The organism is Campylobacter sp. BCW_4338, from assembly GCF_001763255.1.
Taxonomy (GTDB): domain Bacteria; phylum Campylobacterota; class Campylobacteria; order Campylobacterales; family Campylobacteraceae; genus Campylobacter_D; species Campylobacter_D jejuni.
Genome location: NZ_MJYJ01000039.1, coordinates 1 through 3495, shown reverse-complemented (window position 1 = coordinate 3495; position 3495 = coordinate 1). Strand labels below are relative to the sequence as shown.

General features: G+C 24.5%; 5 protein-coding genes. All 5 read left to right on the top strand.

Going from position 1 to position 3495, the window contains the following annotated elements:
* The first annotated feature begins 56 nt into the window (after positions 1-56).
* A complete protein-coding gene (locus AJN69_RS03925; RefSeq protein WP_002881838.1) occupies positions 57-287 on the top strand; it encodes a hypothetical protein in 231 nt (76 codons plus the stop codon).
* A gap of 142 nt (positions 288-429) precedes the next feature.
* The gene (locus AJN69_RS10055; protein WP_153882527.1) at positions 430-603 is read left to right on the top strand and encodes a hypothetical protein; all 174 of its coding nucleotides are present in this window, start codon (positions 430-432) and stop codon (positions 601-603) included.
* Positions 604-1589: 986 nt separating this feature from the next.
* Positions 1590-1991 (top strand): hypothetical protein, encoded by a 402-nt coding sequence (locus AJN69_RS03915; RefSeq protein WP_044779697.1) that lies wholly within the window; start codon positions 1590-1592, stop codon positions 1989-1991.
* An 81-nt stretch (positions 1992-2072) separates the two neighbouring features.
* Complete coding sequence (locus tag AJN69_RS03910; RefSeq protein WP_083262292.1) at positions 2073-2756, top strand: hypothetical protein; 684 nt, start codon at positions 2073-2075, stop codon at positions 2754-2756.
* The coding region (locus AJN69_RS03905) for a lipase family protein (protein WP_079860360.1) at positions 2756-3495 on the top strand (740 nt) is incomplete at its 3' end. The genes AJN69_RS03910 and AJN69_RS03905, both read left to right, overlap by 1 nt.

Below are 3495 nucleotides of genomic sequence, written 5' to 3'. Positions count from 1 at the left end.
AAACCACAAAATTACATCTTAATTTTAATAAAATAGAGAATCTAAGGAGATAACCCATGACATATATATTACTTCTTATTATAATTTCTACTATTCTTTCTTATCTTATATTAAAATTTATTTATAAAATCATCTTTAAATCTACAAAAAGCGTTTCAAAGTTTTTAGTCTTTCTTGGAAGTATAGGCTTAATTATCTTTTATTATACTCCTTATTCTTATTATTTAGAGCCTAGTTATTGGCAATTTAGGAATATGTGTAAGTTAAATGAACTTCCTAAAGTATAATAAGATTCTAGGGTATTTTGATAAAAAGTTAGGCGGCATAGATGATTTTCGACATGTAAAAAAATATAGTAGGATAGAAATGTGGCTTTATATATTACGATGATACTTCAAAACTCCTTCAAATTTTCAAGAAAAGATAGAGATGGATAATATTGTACTAAAAACAAAAAATATGCAAATGTCTTTACACAAGATTGTTGATATGCATATAAGTCCATATTGGAATACTAGAAGGTATGTGTTAGAAGGCAATGAGGGTAATATGAATTTTGAGTTTATAGAGGATGGGCTCGCTTGTGGTAATCTTTATCAATAATAATATAAGGAATAAATCAACAATTTAAAAGATTATACAGAATTTGTGTAAGCTAGTTATTTTAATTTTGTTTATACTGAAGGACAAAAAGCTTTAGGATTTAAAATATCTAAAACTAGATTTTTTAAAGATAAGAGTGAATTAGAAAAATTGGACTATTTTAAAGCATTACATGATGAATATAATGGATATTTGGTTATAGATGATTCTTTATTTTTTATGTGAAACTAAATGGAGATTTTAGAGAATTACAAGCTAGAAATTTTTCTCAAAGATATGAGATTAAATTTCATCAGCCCAACACTACAAATTGTCTTATGAAAAAACAGAGAAAATTAAGAGGAGTTAATAAATGCTAGAATTCTTTGTTAATCTTTTAATATTTATTCTTATATTTTTCTTTTTTGTTTTTATATTTTCTATTATTTTATATTTTATCTTTAAAATTTTTTATAAATTAAAAAATAAAACAAAAACTATAAATTTTAAAACAATATTTAAAAAACTTACTTTATTTCTTTTGCCTGTATATCTTTTATTATTCTTAACAGGAGGCTGTTCTTATAAATATATGGATCCGCAGTATTATGAGTTTAAGAGCTTGTGTAAAGATATAGATAATAAAGTAATAATTTACAATAAAGCTTATTGGGAATTGTATAGCGATTTTACAAAAAAAAGCCTTCTATAGAAAAACGAGTTAAGGATGATGGTTATGAATATTTTTATTATGAAAAACTTAATGAAACATTTACTTATTATGATATAAAAGATACGATAAAATCCGAGAAACGAAATGGCAATATTATAACCATAGTATATGATAAAAAATATAAAAAAATGCCCAAGCCTTTTGCTACATATATAAGATATAAATATGAAAATGATGGTGTATTCTTAAGAGGCGATGAGGGCTCTGGATTATATTTTAGATATGAAGAAGTATTCACTTGTAGCTATTTTGATAATTTTAAGTAAGGATATAAATGAGCAAAAACATTAAAACACAAGAAGCTAAATTAGACTTAATCACTAAATTTCTAGACTATGCTAATTGTGCAGATGCTAGTTATGCTTTATTAGATCCAGTTTTTACAGGTGTTATTATTGATAAACAAGAAAAGGAATTAGAAAAAGATTTAGATACCCAAAGACTAGGTGATAAACATAATAATCAAAATTCTACCTATGCAAGAGCTATACAAGCTCGTTTTGAACAAAATAAAATAGTTAAAATAGAACCTAAATATTGTATTTCTCTTATAAATACTTGTTTTGATAGTAAAGAAATAACATTGGATAATGATATTAGTAGGGTGGGGTTAAATGATACACTTAGTAAAAGAATCATTGATTTTATAAATAGATTTAAACTTTTAAAACATTAGTCTAACACTTTAAGTGGCTTTAGTGCTATTTTGTTTGAAGATGCTAAAGATAATAATCAAAGTAATATAGGATAAAAATATATGAAAAACAAGCTCTATCATTATTTTAACAATAAAGAAAATTCAAATGATTTAAAAAAACAATTCTTTAAAAATATAAAACAAGCTTTATTTTATCTTTTTCTTGTCATCTTAACTTTTTATAATATTACTTATTTAACTCTTTTAACCTTTTTCCCTTTTTCTTTCTTTGGATGGATTAGCTTGTTTATACTTTCTACTATATGGGTATATTTATTTTTAAAGCTTGTCTTTTATCTTGTCTTTAAAATTTTTAATATTGATAAAAAAATTAAAAAGTTTTATTTATTTTTACCTTATCCATTATTCATGCTTCTTTGGTTTGGATACTCTTTTGTACCTCTTGAATGGCAAAGTAGTTTTAAAGAATTTGAGAGTTTGTGTGAGAAGGCTGATTCTAAGGCGGTTATTTATGATGCAAAAAATATTATAAGTCTTTGGGATAATTATAAAAAAATAAACAAGGATATTTTATTCAACATAACAGAGCAATATGTAGATTTTAGAATAAAAAAAATTATTATTTTATGGTACTATAAGGACGGCAAAAATACAATACAAGAATATAAAATAGACAATACATACTCTTGGCTTGACATAGGTATGTTTGCTAAATACAAAAGAAAAATGATATGCTATGATATTCGAAAATATAAAGAATTACAAGAAAAAAGAGGCTACTAATGTATGAAAAACAAGCCAAATATATGAAACTTTATAAATATGCTAGAATGTGCTGGGCTAGTTATTTTTATTTTGATTTTTTAAATACTAGAAATATATTTGAGTTAGATTTTAATCAAGAAAAAATTCAAGAAGAAAATTCTCTTAGAGGCTATAGAGAAATAAAGGTAAATTTAGAACATGTTGTCAGTCAAAAACATAAAGATAAAGAAGTATTGATTGATTTAAGACAAGATGATGCTTGGCAATCAAAAATGTTAAATTTCTTTGATGAAAAGACAAATTTTGATAAACTAAATGGAGAATTTGGAGAATTACAGACTAAAAATTTCATTCAAAGATATGAGGTTCAATTTCATCAGCCTAACACTACAAGTGGCTTTAGTGCTACTTTGTTTTATGATAAAGAAAAAGATGAATTTATAGTAGGATTTAGGGGAACTGAAACTGATAATTTTATTAGCTCGATTCAAGATATAGTTCAAGACATAACTCTATCCCTCAATGGCAATATCCAATCTTCTTTTCTTTTAGAATTTTTAGAACAAGTAAATAAAATAATCAAAAACAAACACAAAAGAATTATATTTGTAGGACATTCATTGGGTGGGTATTTAGCTCAAATGGCTTTGATATATTGCGATATTAAATATAAAGACAAATTATCTTTTAGCCCTAATGAAGTTTATACTTTTAATTCCCCTAGTGTTTATGGTTGGAATTTTCCTAATATAGCTAT

Bases quoted from the DNA above. Each gene is read 5' to 3' on its own strand.
- AJN69_RS03915 (WP_044779697.1), top strand. From the start codon at position 1,590: ATGAGCAAAAACATTAAAACACAAGAAGCTAAATTAGACTTAATCACT.
- AJN69_RS03910 (WP_083262292.1), top strand. From the start codon at position 2,073: ATGAAAAACAAGCTCTATCATTATTTTAACAATAAAGAAAATTCAAAT.
- AJN69_RS03925 (WP_002881838.1), top strand. From the start codon at position 57: ATGACATATATATTACTTCTTATTATAATTTCTACTATTCTTTCTTAT.
- AJN69_RS10055 (WP_153882527.1), top strand. From the start codon at position 430: ATGGATAATATTGTACTAAAAACAAAAAATATGCAAATGTCTTTACAC.